This window comes from Pedobacter soli, from assembly GCF_900101435.1.
Lineage (GTDB): Bacteria > Bacteroidota > Bacteroidia > Sphingobacteriales > Sphingobacteriaceae > Pedobacter > Pedobacter soli.
In genome coordinates, this window is record NZ_FMZH01000005.1 from 388819 (window position 1) to 401473 (window position 12655).

Annotated in this window: 14 protein-coding genes; 7 read left to right on the plus strand and 7 right to left on the minus strand. The window is 38.4% G+C overall.

Going from position 1 to position 12655, the window contains the following annotated elements:
• Nucleotides 1-23: 23 nt before the first annotated feature.
• The 5 genes from BLR37_RS13690 to BLR37_RS13710 all read right to left on the minus strand — a co-directional run bounded on the left by BLR37_RS13690 (nucleotide 24) and on the right by BLR37_RS13710 (nucleotide 3235).
• Complete coding sequence (locus BLR37_RS13690) at nucleotides 24-1082, minus strand: nucleoid-associated protein (protein ID WP_090769429.1); 1059 nt, start codon at nucleotides 1080-1082, stop codon at nucleotides 24-26.
• Nucleotides 1083-1152: 70 nt separating this feature from the next.
• A complete protein-coding gene (locus tag BLR37_RS13695) occupies nucleotides 1153-1635 on the minus strand; it encodes a MarR family winged helix-turn-helix transcriptional regulator (RefSeq protein ID WP_090769431.1) in 483 nt (160 codons plus the stop codon).
• Entirely contained in the window at nucleotides 1636-2139 is a 504-nt protein-coding gene (locus tag BLR37_RS13700) for a GNAT family N-acetyltransferase (RefSeq protein ID WP_090769433.1), read from the minus strand.
• A 96-nt stretch (nucleotides 2140-2235) separates the two neighbouring features.
• Nucleotides 2236-2808, minus strand: a complete 573-nt coding sequence (locus BLR37_RS13705) for a TlpA family protein disulfide reductase (protein WP_090769436.1) — start codon at nucleotides 2806-2808, stop codon at nucleotides 2236-2238.
• Between the two features lie 7 nt (nucleotides 2809-2815).
• Complete coding sequence (locus BLR37_RS13710) at nucleotides 2816-3235, minus strand: hypothetical protein (protein WP_090769438.1); 420 nt, start codon at nucleotides 3233-3235, stop codon at nucleotides 2816-2818.
• A gap of 115 nt (nucleotides 3236-3350) precedes the next feature.
• Between BLR37_RS13710 and BLR37_RS13715 the strand changes: the two genes are divergently transcribed.
• Both BLR37_RS13715 and BLR37_RS13720 read left to right on the plus strand, forming a co-directional pair.
• Nucleotides 3351-3683, plus strand: a complete 333-nt coding sequence (locus BLR37_RS13715; RefSeq protein ID WP_090769440.1) for a hypothetical protein — start codon at nucleotides 3351-3353, stop codon at nucleotides 3681-3683.
• Between the two features lie 126 nt (nucleotides 3684-3809).
• Complete coding sequence (locus BLR37_RS13720) at nucleotides 3810-6122, plus strand: TonB-dependent receptor (protein WP_090769442.1); 2313 nt, start codon at nucleotides 3810-3812, stop codon at nucleotides 6120-6122.
• A gap of 224 nt (nucleotides 6123-6346) precedes the next feature.
• On the opposite strand, the gene namA is transcribed toward BLR37_RS13720, so the two are convergent.
• Complete coding sequence (gene namA / locus BLR37_RS13725; protein ID WP_090769444.1) at nucleotides 6347-7426, minus strand: NADPH dehydrogenase NamA; 1080 nt, start codon at nucleotides 7424-7426, stop codon at nucleotides 6347-6349.
• Between the two features lie 286 nt (nucleotides 7427-7712).
• Here namA and BLR37_RS13730 point away from each other — a divergent pair, with 286 nt between their 5' ends.
• From BLR37_RS13730 to BLR37_RS13750, 5 genes are all read left to right on the plus strand, one after another.
• On the plus strand, nucleotides 7713-8540 hold the full coding sequence (locus BLR37_RS13730) for an ABC transporter ATP-binding protein (RefSeq protein WP_090769445.1): 828 nt from the start codon (nucleotides 7713-7715) through the stop codon (nucleotides 8538-8540).
• A 3-nt stretch (nucleotides 8541-8543) separates the two neighbouring features.
• The gene (locus BLR37_RS13735) at nucleotides 8544-9341 is read left to right on the plus strand and encodes a hypothetical protein (protein WP_090769447.1); all 798 of its coding nucleotides are present in this window, start codon (nucleotides 8544-8546) and stop codon (nucleotides 9339-9341) included.
• Nucleotides 9342-9716 (plus strand): GntR family transcriptional regulator, encoded by a 375-nt coding sequence (locus BLR37_RS13740; protein WP_090769451.1) that lies wholly within the window; start codon nucleotides 9342-9344, stop codon nucleotides 9714-9716.
• Nucleotides 9717-9719: 3 nt separating this feature from the next.
• A complete protein-coding gene (locus BLR37_RS13745) occupies nucleotides 9720-10580 on the plus strand; it encodes a hypothetical protein (RefSeq protein ID WP_090769453.1) in 861 nt (286 codons plus the stop codon).
• A 137-nt stretch (nucleotides 10581-10717) separates the two neighbouring features.
• The gene (locus tag BLR37_RS13750) at nucleotides 10718-11704 is read left to right on the plus strand and encodes an alpha/beta fold hydrolase (RefSeq protein ID WP_090769454.1); all 987 of its coding nucleotides are present in this window, start codon (nucleotides 10718-10720) and stop codon (nucleotides 11702-11704) included.
• Between the two features lie 56 nt (nucleotides 11705-11760).
• Here BLR37_RS13750 and BLR37_RS13755 read toward each other — a convergent pair whose 3' ends face one another.
• Nucleotides 11761-12651: a DUF6263 family protein gene (locus BLR37_RS13755; RefSeq protein ID WP_090769457.1), complete on the minus strand. Its 891-nt coding sequence runs from the start codon at nucleotides 12649-12651 to the stop codon at nucleotides 11761-11763.
• Nucleotides 12652-12655: the final 4 nt, after the last annotated feature.

Below are 12655 nucleotides of genomic sequence, written 5' to 3' on the forward strand. Positions count from 1 at the left end.
AAGACTATTGACTTAGGACTAAACTATTCCTCTTCCCTGAAATACACCTTATAAAAGTTCATCGATTTATCATCGTCATAACCTTTTTCAATCATGTCCTTATTGCCGTGGATATAGATATGGAAGTTCTTATCCAGTTTCAGAACGCTTTTATAGGTACGTGCCTGCTTTTTAACGGCCGATTCGGCAATTTCAAAGTGGTCGGCAATTGGACTTTCGTATTCTTCTTCGTAGTTTTTCTTGTAATTTTTAAAAGATTCAATCCCTTCGGCATTGCCAATTACCTCGTTGCCAAACTCCTCGATATCAAAAGTTTCCTTCTCCTTGAAATATTTCATCGAACGGTTTAACAAGTCAATTTTATCAGCCTTGCTAATTTCGTATTCCTCGTCTAATTTCTGGGTAACAAAGTTCTTGTAAACCCCTAAAACATTGTTCGTTTGGTTATAGCTGTCGTTCCGGATTTTCAATTTCAGAAATTCATCTTTCCAGTACACGGCAGCATCATTGCTGCTTTTCGATTGGTCAAGTACCACCACTTTGTAGCCCTCTTCTCGTGCTACATTAAAAATCAGGCAACCTTTATCCAGTTTGTTAATGCTGATGGCTTCCTGTTCGTAACTTACATTAAAGCCATCCAGCTCAGGGTAAACTTTCAGGTAAGTATCTTTGGTCTCCGATTTGAATATCCCTACCACATCCAGCTGTTCGCCTTCAATTTGTACTTTTTCGAAATAAGCCACATACAACTCACCCGATTTAATTTTGGGGTGATTGGCTACATCGTATAGATGTTTGGCCAGTTGTTGCGAATCTTCGTGAAAGAGTTGGTTATTTTCGAAAATTTCGTGCACAAAGTGAAATACTTCGTTCAGTTCCAGGTTATCGTTGGGGTGATAAAAATGGTAAACTTCATTTACCTTTTCGAAAGGCTTTAAAAAATACTGCATCAACAGATTTCCCAAAACCTCATCATCAATTTTTAACGGCGCATCAGAAAGCTTATAATATTCTTCAAGCAATTTGTTGCCTGTATGATGGATGGAAAGTTGCTTCAGCGAAGCCTCGAAAAATGAAATCATAAGGGCAAAAATAACAAAATCATTGGTTAACCTTTCCCGTTATACCATCATTCTGCCATTCGAAACTGAATTATTTTTTCAGGTAAGCCTCTGCCCTTTGCAAAAAACTTTTCTCTCTTAAACCCGCCTCAACTTCATTTATGGCTGCCATCAGGTTATTTTGGGTGTTGGTAATTTCTGCGGTGGCTTTAACAATCACTTCCCAAACCGGTTCCATGGTCGAAAGCAATGTTTGTCCTTTCTCTGTAAGCTCTACCAAGCGTTTACGCGTATCTGTTTTATCTTTTTTAGAGCGTATGAGTTTTTCTTTCTCCAGCTCTTTTAGTAAACTGATGGTTGATGGATGCGCGTAACCAATTTCTTCGGAAAGCAGCACCACACTCATACTTGATTTTTTGTATAAGGTATACAAAACCGGAAACCATTTGGGCTGAAAATCGATACCAAAAGCTTTATAAATCAGCAAGCCATCTTTACGGATTTGATCGCTCAGTCGTTGTAAACGCGTAGAGATGGCCAATAAACCCGAAGCATCTATTACATTTTGTTCCATTTAGGCAGGTTTTAAATCCAGGCCGTAGAAAACATTATCAACAGCCATCCTTGGGAAATACGAAGGTAGCTTTTCCATTTCAACTTGTACAAATCCATTGCGTTCGTAAAAACGGCAGGCTGCCTGTAAAATATCTTTAGTGCCTAAATATAATTCTTTGAGGTTATTTTCACGACTATAAGCAATCAGGGTTTCCAATAAGGATTGTGCAAGCCCCAACTCTTTACCGCGGAATTCCCTTTTCACAAACATTTTTCTAATGGCACCAGAATGGTATTCGGGTACAGCAATTAGCGCAATGGTACCAATTAACTCATAATTTAGCCAGGCTCCCCAAAAAGCACCACCTGTAGCATCGTAATTCGCTTCAATATCCAGTAAATCGGGTTGTGCAGCCAAATCGATATCCACATTAAATTCGATTTGCTGAATGGGTAAAATCAAACCAATAATTTGTTCGCAACTCTGATTGTTTAACCGTGCTATTTTAATTTCGTTCTGCATTGTAAAATATTTTCCTCAAATATATGTAGTCAACTACATAAATCAAATATACAAATATCATCTTACTATCAGAATATGATTAAACTGACACCTTAATTAATTTGAATGACTGAGTTTATTCAGGAAATCGACGATTTTTTTATCTGCATAATCTGCAGCACCTTCGTGGTGTAAAGCAAGGCGGCCCTGTTTATCGAAGATCACTGTTGTGGGCAGCGAACCCGAAAATATCTGCTCTGGCACTTCACTCTCCACCCTGTAAACAGGCAGTTCATATTTACGATCGGCCATAAAGCGGTTAGATTTAGCCAGGTCACCATCGGCATCCGCAAAAATGAAAACTACATTTTTATCAGCCTTAAACTGTTTGTACAATTTATTAACCGATGGCATTTCTGCACGGCATGGCGGGCACCAGGTAGCCCAGAAGTTGAGGAAAATTACTTTACCTTTCAAATCGCCCAGATCAACCTGATTACCTTTCGCATCTTTAAAGCGGATACCGCTCAAGTTCATGCCCGAAGCTACCGGAGTTTCTACCCTGGCTTTAAAAAATCCAATCTCCATCAGGCCCTTAATTAAAAAAGCTTTGGCATCGGGTACTAGTACGATCACTAATAACAGGATAATAAATAGTCCGTTAAGTAAATTTTTTCTTATAAAAGCCATTAGCGGTTTAATTTTTTCGTTTAAAGCATAACGAAAACAGATTTACAATTGGTATGGCAATAATTTTACCCGGCAATAGTAGTGCCTGAAAAAACAGCATAAACCGGTTAACATCATCGGTATATTTAAACGGATTGTCGATAAAGCCAAGGTAGCCCATATTATCATAATCAGGTTTAATATAAATATAATACGATAGCACAAGGTAAGCCAGGGTAAAAAGAGTTGCGAGGCAGGCATCTCTTAAAACAAAAGCCTCCAATTGATTAAAAGGCAGATAATAGATAAAAAACAATAATGCAATTAAAGCTGCAGTGCCCGCAACAATAATCCAGAAACGTGGCCAGTTTAATTTATGGTGGTAAGTTTCGACGCTTCCAGTAGGCCCGGGATTATCGCGTTCAAAAAACCATTCGAATAGAGACATGTTATTAATTTGGATTTAGCGTTAACAATTGCTGAGATTACCAGTCAAACCTTAATAAAAGCAATGTTACTTTTCAAATATATATAATTGCTTAGGAATTACTACTTTTGAAGCGTTGAAAAAGCACAGGCAAAATATCAAAAAGTATTTATCGGCATTTATGCTGGTTGCTTTTGCTATTGCTTTAACGCCATGGAGTGTGCTCCACAACCATGCTCCTGTTCCGGTTGTAGAAAAAGAGGTGAACTGTAAACACGTTAGTCACCTGCAGGCGCATGGCGATACCTGTTTAATTTGTAATGCAAGTTTTGAAAAAAACTATGTTTCTGCACATCACATTTATAGGATCTTTTTGTGCGCAAAGATTTTTAACCCTACAGAACCTACCTTAAAAAATGCCTTTACCGAAGTAAAGCGTACAAGCTTACGTGGTCCGCCGCTGGCATAATTTTTTCTCCCCGATGCACCTTATGCGTGCTTTTTATTAAAATTATTTATACGAAAGACTAAACAATAGCCGCCTTTTGCGCTGTATTTCTGGTTTTTCTATCCAACTTATTTACAATACATTCTCATGAAAAAATTACAGCTAATTGGCTTAGTAATTCTATATACATTATTGGGCAACACAGCCTTTGCTTTGGCACTAAAAGATATAACAGGTCAGGTTATTGATGCCAGTACCAAACAAACATTGCCGGGTGCTACTATTTTTATCCCCGATTTAAAAGTTACAGCAGTAACCAATAACGATGGTGCTTTTACACTTAAAAACCTGCCTGTAAAGGGCACTTATTTGGTTGAGGTTCATTACGTGGGTTACAAAACGGCCACCCAAATGGTGAACCTGGCTACGGGTGCAGGTCTTCAGTTTTCTTTGCAACCCACAGCAATCGAAACCAAAGAAATTGTAATTACCGGAAGTTTGATCAGCAGTACCAGTAAAAGAAACAGTGCCTCATCGGCAGTGGTAGGTAAAGACCAGCTTTTGCAACCTTCAACCAATTTAATTGATGCTTTGGCCAAAGTTCCTGGTGTTTCCCAAATCACTACCGGCCCTTCTATTTCCAAACCGGTAATCAGAGGTTTAGGCTACAACAGCATTGTAACTTTAGATGACGGAATTAAGCAACAGGGTCAGCAATGGGGAGATGAACATGGTATCGAAATCGATCAGTTCAAATCAGACCGTGTAGAGATTTTACGTGGTGCAGCATCGCTAATGTATGGTTCTGATGCACTTGGTGGCGTAATTAATTTATTGGAGCCAAGCACCGCTCCTGAAGGTCAGATTAAAGGCGAGTTTATTACCAATTACTCGACCAACAATGGCCAGACTGCTAATTCACTAATGTTAAACGGTAACGAAAACGGATTTGTCTGGAGAGCAAGAGGTACTTATAAAAACGCTTATTCTTTTAAAACACCTACGGGATATTTCCCTAATTCGGGTTTTAACGAAACAGATTTAAGCGGAATGATCGGCTTAAACAAAAGCTGGGGTTATACGCATTTAAACGTTTCTAATTTCCGCAACAACATTGGTTTTTATGAGCCAAATCTTGATGATAATGGAATTTTTGTAAAAGAGGATGGCAGTGCATTTACTAACGACGATTTTAAAAACCGTACTTTAGATTTCCCACGTCAGGACATCAGGCACTTCAAAGTTGCGTTGAACAACAACTTCATCTTAGGGAGCAATAATTTGAAAGTAGATTTAGGCTATCAGCAGAATCAACGCCGCGAATTAGACGGACCTGATCCAGCTCTGTTCTTTGATCTTAAAACTTATAATGCCGATCTTAAGTACTATATCCATGAAACCAATGGATGGCAGCCTGTTTTTGGATTAAGTGTGGATAATGCGCACAGCCAAAATAAAGGCACAGAATTTTTAATTCCAGCTTACGATACCTTTGGATTAGGTGCTTTTGCTTATGCAAAGAAAAATTGGGAGAAAAATACTTTTAGTATTGGTGCACGTTATGATTTCAGAAAAAATAACGGGAAACAACTATTTGACGATGGAGAAGAGCGTTTTGCGCCTTTCAAAAACCAGTTTTCTAATGTAAGCGGAGCTTTGGGCTTCACTCACCAATTTAGCGATGAATTAAATTTTAAAGCCAACGCAGGTTCTGCTTTCCGTGCACCAAACCCAGCTGAGCTAGGATCGAATGGTGTACACGAGGGCACTTTCCGTTATGAAATCGGTAACGCTAATTTAAATCCTGAACGCAGTTATCAGGTAGATGCTGCCCTGGAATATGAAGGGAAAATAATAAGTGCAAGTGCAAGCATTTATAATAACTATATCCACAATTACATTTATGCATCAAATAATGGCGAGCAAAGGGAAGTTGATGGAACATTGTTCGATGTTTACCATTATGGACAAGTAAATGCAAACCTTTATGGTGCGGAAGCATCATTAACCATCCACCCGGTTCCATTTATCCATTTCGAAAATACTTTTGGTTATGTGCACGCACAAAATAACTCTTTAAACAGGCCGCTTGCCTTTATTCCGGCAGGTACTTTAAGAAACGAGTTGCGTTTTGAGCCAAAGCTTAAAGGCACAAATGATGCTTATCTTTCGGTGGGTATCAATTCGGCATTTAAACAAAGTCGTGTAGACGATGCTTTTGAAACCCCAACCAGTGGCTATACTTTATTAAATGCAGGTATTGGTGCTACATTTAACCTGGGCAAACAGCCTGTTAAACTATCTGTTTCGGCAAACAACTTGTTGAACCAGAAATATTACGACGCATTGAGCAGGTTTAAACCAGGTCGTTTCGACCAGGAAAACTTAAACCTGGGTATTTATAACCCAGGCAGGAATATCACTTTCGGATTGTATATTCCGTTTACTGTAGCTAAATAATAAAATCTTGTCACGTCGAGCCTGTCGAAACGTCTTACGAGATATTTCGACAGGTTATCACAGACAGACCTCAATAAAAAATTCGTCATTGCGAGGCACGAAGCAATCTTAAAGCGAACGCTAGTGGCTATCGTTGTAAGATTGCCTGCCTGCTACAGGCAGGCTTCGACGGCTGAAAAAGCCTTCTCGCAATGACGAATATCAATTGTTATAACTTTATCTAACTATTTCTTAAAAGTCTCCCTTTTCGCCCTAACATACTGATTAGGCCATTCAATATCATCGCCAAGCACTTGTGCTGCATGTGTCGGGAAATAAGCATCGCGCAACGATTCGCGGGCAATAAAAATTAAATCAGCCTTTTCATCCTGCAAAATTTCTTCTGCCTGATGTGCATCTACAATTACACCTACTGCACCGGTATAAATGCCAATTTCATTCCTGATTTTATCGGCAAAAGGAACCTGATAATTCGGCCCGGCCGGGATAAAGGCATCAGGTACATTACCGCCCGAAGAAACATCGATTAAATCTACTCCACGATCTTTTAAAACCGCAGCCAGTTGCAATGAGTCATTTTCGTTCCAACCACCTTCACTCCAGTCGGTAGCCGAAATCCGTACAAATAAAGGTAATTCCATTGGCCAAACCGATTGTACCGCCTCTACCACATCAATTACCAAACGGATACGGTTTTCAAAACTCCCACCGTACACATCGCTGCGTTTATTACTTAAAGGACTAAAAAACTCGTGCAACAAATAACCATGCGCAGCGTGTATTTCTACAACTTTATAACCTGCAGCTAAAGCACGTTTTGCCGCTGCCCTGAAGGCAAAAACAATATCCTGAATTTCTTTAATGCTCAGCTCGTGCGGCACCACCTGACCAGGTTTAAAAGCAATAGGCGACGGAGCCACAGGTTGCCAGCTTTGCTCACCGTCGGCAATTTGCTCGCCACCATTCCACGGTACTTCACAACTGGCTTTTCTGCCTGCATGCGCCAGCTGAATACCGGCAATTGCACCGTTATCGTGAATAAAAGAAACGATCTGTTTCAGTTTTTCAATGTGCTCATCTTTCCAGATGCCTAAATCGGCGTAAGTTATCCGGCCATCGGCTGTTACTGCCGAAGCTTCCTGAATAATAAGGCCTGCGCCACCAACGGCGCGACTACCCAAATGCACCAGATGCCAGTCGTTGGCAAAACCATCAACTGCAGAATACTGGCACATTGGAGAAATAACAATTCTATTTTTTAAGGTTACATCCTTTAATTTAAAAGGAGAAAATAATTTCGACATGATAATGGATTGTTTTACTGCAAAACACAAAAATTTTCACAAAGGGAAATAAATTGCTTGCGTTTTGCCTATTCCACAAACATACAATCTACAAGTTAAGGATGTTTTAATGCAGCACTTATTAAATAGAGATTTTACGTTCTCGTGGCGGAGAGCGGAGGACGCTAAGCGTTGGTGCATGGAAAGGAAACGCTCTTTGCCAACCGCCGAAACTTTTTTCTGCAAAAATTTGGTGAATTAAAAAATCCAACATACTTTAGTGTATTATTTAACTAATACAGTAGATATGATCGAAATTAACAATCTGAATTTTGGCTACAGCAAGCATAAGCCATTATTTAAAAATATGAGCATGCGTTTAAGCAATGGCCATATTTATGGTTTGCTTGGAAAAAACGGCGCAGGTAAGTCTACCTTACTCAAAAACCTGGCTGGTTTGGTTTACCCGCAAGGTGGCCAACTGGATGTAATGGGTTTTAATCCAACCAAAAGACAACCAGCACTGTTATCGCAAATTTGCTTCATCCCCGAAGAATTTTATTTACCACCGGTAAAAATCGATTCGTACCTGAAAGCCAACGCTCCTTTTTACCCCAATTTTGACCACCAGTATCTGGCCACGCTTTTAAAGGAATTTGATATTCCGGCCAGCAATAAACTGATTGATATGAGTTATGGTCAAAAGAAAAAATTCATTATTGCTTTCGGACTGGCTACGCAGGCCAGGCTGGTTATTATGGATGAGCCAACCAACGGGTTAGATATTCCATCGAAGGCTCAGTTTAGAAAAATTATGGCCTCTGCCCTAACTGACGAACGTTGTATCATCATCTCAACCCACCAGGTACGCGATCTGGATAACTTAATAGATACCGTAATTATGCTCGATGAAAACGATGTTGCACTTAAGGCTTCTGTTGAAGAAATCACAACTAAACTCACTTTTAAAAAGGTAAAAGAAATAGATGAAAGCATTTTTTATGCAGAGCCCTCTTTATCGGGCTACAATGCCGTAATGCCAAACTACCACCACGAAGAAAGCAAACTGGACATGGAACTGTTATTTAACGCCATCCTTGCCGAGAAAACCAAATTTAAACCTTTATTCAGCTAAACCATGAACAACACTTTTAATATGAATCGATTTGGCTTATTGCTTAAAAGGCAGTGGCTGGAGTTTGGAAAAATTTATTTGATTAGCTTTGGTGTGCTATTAGGCGTGTTAATCTTATTTTACAAGATTAACATAACTGAAGATAATCTAAATAGTCGTTACTACAACTCCCTCAATTTCAGACATCCGCTTTTCTTGGTTACTGGTTTTATATTTATCAGTATTACATCCAGCAGCTATTTCATGAATTTAGGACAAAAACCCAAAGCCATAATTAATATTTTAATACCAGCATCAACTCTTGAAAAATTTCTCACGGCTATGTTTTACACATTAATTGTCTCCATACCCAGTTATTTGCTTTGCTTTTATCTCGTTGATGCGGCTTTTGTTTCTTCTATTCGTGATTCTCATACATTAACATCAAGTTATACTGATTATGACGGCAAAAAAATTGTAATCGATCACTTTGCATACTTTTTCTCAACAGAAACCGCTATTCAATTTCGTTCATTCTATTATATGCCGCTTTTGATAAATAGTATATTCCTACTCGGTTCTATTTTTTTTAAAAACTTCCATTATGTTAAAACCGCTATTTCTTTAATGGTATTTGTTGTTTTATGGATTGCTTCGACAATCTACGTGATGAGCAAATTAACAGATAATACCGTTTGGGTTGGAAGCCCTTACTGGCAGGATGAAACGCATATATTCTTTGCAACAAACCTTGTGGCTCTATGCTTAACCATGATTTTTTGGTTAATCACATTTATACGTTTAAAAGAAAAGGAGGCCTAAATGGAATTTAATAATAATAAGGCCATATATCTGCAAATAGCCGAATACATTTGTGAGCAGATATTATTGGGAAAGTGGAAAACGGAAGAAAAAATTCCATCAGTTAGAGAGATGGCGGTAACCCTTGAGGTAAACCCAAACACAGTAATGCGCACTTATGAGTTGTTGCAAACCAAAAACATTCTTAACAACAAGAGGGGAATTGGCTTTTTCTTATCAGACAACACCATAGATCAGGTAAAACAATATCGTAAGACCAGTTTTATGGAAAACGAATTGCCCAACTTATTCAGAAACCTTTATCTCCTGGAGATAGATTTTGATGAATTAAAATCGCAATATCAAACTTTCGTAACACAAAACTTTAACGACTAAATAATGAAAACAAGTAATAAACTATTAATAGCTTTAGCAATCATTTTGCTAACCATTCCACTAACGGTAATGATTCTGATTGCAAAGGCAAACCGGATAGATAATAAAACCTATAGTGAGATGCTGATGAAAGCTGAAAGCACCAACAGCGATATTGATCGGTTCATCAAAAATTATGAGTTCGGTAAGTTTCAAAATGTAGTTATCAATGGCTCAGATCTAGTATACCTTGATGTAAAAATAATTAAAAGCGATAAATTCCTCATTAAAACAACAAATGTACTTGCTGATGTGCTTAAGCATGAAGTAGACAAAAATGGAAAATTAAGCTTGTCGTTCACATCAAAAGGTAACTATCTCCATGGCACTTTGTTAATTTTTTCTCCAAACTTAAAAGGGATCGTTTTTAATAATGTATCAATTAATGAATTAGCTGCTAATACAGATAGCTTAAATGTAGAAATTAGTAAATCAAACAGTTTTAAGTTTGGCAAAAATGCCAACATCAAAAACCTAAATTTAACTAAGAAAGCAGACCATAGCGAAAATAATGCAGTGGTAACAAATATTACGATAGAAGACGCTAAAATAGATAACCTCAAGGCAGAGGTTAACAATGGTTACCTAATCGTAAACAATATGCAACTAAAACAGGTAGTTTTAATGTTGAAGGATGCAAAGACTGAGTTTAATAACGAAGAAGATAAAAATTTTAAACCCATTGAAAATCTTACGTTAAACAGTGTAGGTCCAAACGCTATCAATTTTCATAATGTTAAAATCAATATGGCAAAAGGTTCTATTTCTGATGGAACGAACATACAAATACCAACCATTAATTTAAAGCAATTGATTAACAAATAAGACTCATTTCTAAATTACGCACACATTTAAATAGCTTTATTGCTGATCGTGTAAAAAAGGCATGATTTTTAAGCTAACTAATTGGCAAAAGTATAACTTGGCCAATTAGTTTAGTTTTTTATATCAATACCCCATGCATGAAGAAGTTTTTCTTTCTTTTTACCCTCTCCCTTTTCGTTTTTAGCCAGCTTAAAGCACAAAAAATCGATACGTTATCTATCACTTTAGAAAACGTTAAATACCCCTACCCTGTAAAATATTTCCCGATTAATACCGAAGGCCAGGATATTAAAATGGCCTATATGGATATTCAGCCTACGCAGGCGGCCAATGGTAAAACCGCTATCCTTTTCCATGGAAAAAACTTTGGCGGCTACTACTGGACCAACGTAATTAAAGCCTTAACCCAAATTGGCTACCGCGTTATTGTACCCGACCAGATTGGCTTTGGTAAATCGTCAAAGCCCTTTATCCACTACAGTTTTCACCAAATGGCTAGCTGGAACAAGAGATTGCTGGATACGCTGGGCGTTCAGAAAACAGTGGTTTTAGGTCACAGCATGGGTGGGATGCTGGCTACGCGCTTTGCTTTAATGTATCCGGAAAAAACTGAAAAACTTTTACTCGAAAACCCTATCGGGCTAGAAGATTACAAAACTTTTGTACCTTACGTAACTACAGAACAGCAGTATCAAACCGAGCTCAAAACCACGGCAGAAAGTGTACGTAAATACTATCAGGGTTCTTATTTTACGTATTGGAAACCCGAATATGAATACCTGGTGAGTGTTGCAGGAGGCGTTACGCTTAGTGCCGATTATCCGCGCTGGGCAATGGTGGCTGCCATGACCTTTACCATGATTTATGAACAACCAGTGGTTTACGAATTTCAAAACCTTAAAGTACCAACAGTACTGTTTATTGGCAAAGAAGATAAAACTATTGTTGGTAAGGGTTTACTATCGCCAGATCAGCAGGCGATACACGGCCAGTACCGTTTATTGGGCAAACAAACGGCCGCTAAAATTATCGGCGCCAAAATTATTGAGTTTGATGCCTGTGGGCACATCCCACACATCGAAATACCGACAGAGTTCTTGGTGGCTTTAACAGGTAGTTTGTAAGCTTTTATCAGACCTTATAGGTTTAAAAACCTATAAGGTCTTAAGATCTAATGAAATTATTTAATCTCTTTTCCTACAATTTTATTAATGCCCTGCATTTCAAAATCGATATCCTGTCCCATCGATTTCATTTTACCATACAGCTCAATGCGCAGGTGACTGTTCAATACGATTCCTGTTTTCAAATCAACAGCCACTTCACCGGAGTTGGTGCCTTTTAAATCTGTTTCCATGTGATTATTCATGGCCTCAAAATTTCCTTTCGAAATTAAATTACCTTTTACACTCAGAATGGCGGTATTACCGTTCACCTCTTTTAAGGTATATTGCGTAATGGTTTCAATCGGCATACTCATTTGCAGTTTGGTATCAACCGTCCAGCTATCACCAATTTTAATTGGTTTTTCAGGGTAAATTTTAAAAGACGATTCCATGGTTTGCTTAACCGCTTCGGCACTAAACTGCTTACTCATGGCATTTTTAACAGCCTTTAACTTAGCGGTATCACTGGTCATTTTCCCAGCCACATTATCCAGCATTTTATCAATACCGGCTACAGTTTTAACTCCTCCGTTTGAAGCCACTGTCATATAAAAAGACGCGCCTTTTAAACCGGCAAACGGATTTTTCTTAGTGCTGTCTGCCTCGTCCGAATCGAGGTTCATGGTATTACCCATGGCGGTCGATTTCATAAACAACCTGTTGTAGGTTACTTTGATATCTTTATCGCCGTTATGCCCTTCGGTAATGTCAAAAGTATAATCGGTACCGATAGTTTGTGTTAAATTAATGCTCTGTCCACTAATTTTCTGGTTGATTATCTGATCTGAAACAAACGAAAAATCATATTTGTTACCAGTCGGATAATTTTGCTTAAGCGAGTATGTTTTTTGTGCCCATACACCAAACGATGCCAAACTGCAGAGCAATGTGATGATTATTTTCATTCTT